Annotated in this window: 1 protein-coding gene; it reads left to right on the top strand. The window is 71.2% G+C overall.

Features of this window, described 5'->3' with window-relative positions; genetic code table 11:
• Positions 1-1,032 (top strand): integrase core domain-containing protein (locus tag TR42_RS13935; RefSeq protein WP_042216990.1); only part of this gene is annotated, 1,032 nt, incomplete at both ends.

Genomic DNA, 1,032 nt, shown 5'->3' on the forward strand with positions numbered 1-1,032 from the left:
CGCTGGTGCACAAGCTGCACCAGCGGTGGCTGGCCGAGGGCGACAGCGCCTTCGCGCCACGCTCACGGCGACCACGCTCGTCGCCGGGACGCACGCCCGACGACGTCCGCGTCCGCGTGCTGGCGTTGCGGGACGCGCTGATCGCGGGCGGTCACGACGCCGGCGCGGACACCATCGCGACGCTGCTGGCGCGTGAGCACGTGACGATCTCCCGCACCACCGTGTGGCGGATCCTCACCGCCGGCGGTCGCGTCACCCCACAGCCGCAGAAACGTCCACGCTCGTCGTGGCTGCGCTTCGCCGCGGACCGCCCCAACGAGCTGTGGCAGTCCGACTTCACCCACGTCCGCCTGGCCGACGGCACCGACATCGAGGTCATCGGCTGGCTCGACGACCACTCCCGCTACCTGCTCCATCTGTCCGCGCACCCGCGCGTCACGGCCCGCACCGTGACGAGCACGTTCACGCAAGCCGCCCTCGAGCACGGCCACCCGTGCGCGACCCTGACGGACAACGGCATGGTCTACACCACCCGCCTGGCCCGCGGGGGCCGTGGACGCGGCGACGGCGGCGGCAACGCGTTCGAGACCCTCCTGGCCGACCTGGGCATCACCCAGAAGAACGGCAAGCCATTCAAACCCACCACCCAGGGCAAGATCGAACGCCTGTGGCAGACCCTGAAGAGACACCTCGACGCCCGCGACGTCACCATGATCGACGAGCTCCAGGCCGTCCTCGACGCCTTCCGTGACCACTACAACAACGTCCGACCCCACCGGGCCCTGGGCCGTGCCACGCCCGCCACGGCCTACACCCGCATCCCCAAGGCAAGCCCGACGGGCGCCGCCGGAGTCGACACCTGGCGCGTGCGCTACGACACCGTCGACGCCGACGGCAAGATCACCATCCGCCACAGCGGACGACTGCTCCACCTCGGCATCGGCCGCGCCCACGCCCGCACCGAGATCATCGCCCTCATCCACGGCCGCGACACCACGATCATCACCACCGACGACGGCCACACCCTCGCGA

The sequence above is a fragment of the Demequina mangrovi genome, from assembly GCF_000759715.1.
Taxonomy (GTDB): Bacteria; Actinomycetota; Actinomycetes; order Actinomycetales; family Demequinaceae; genus Demequina; species Demequina mangrovi.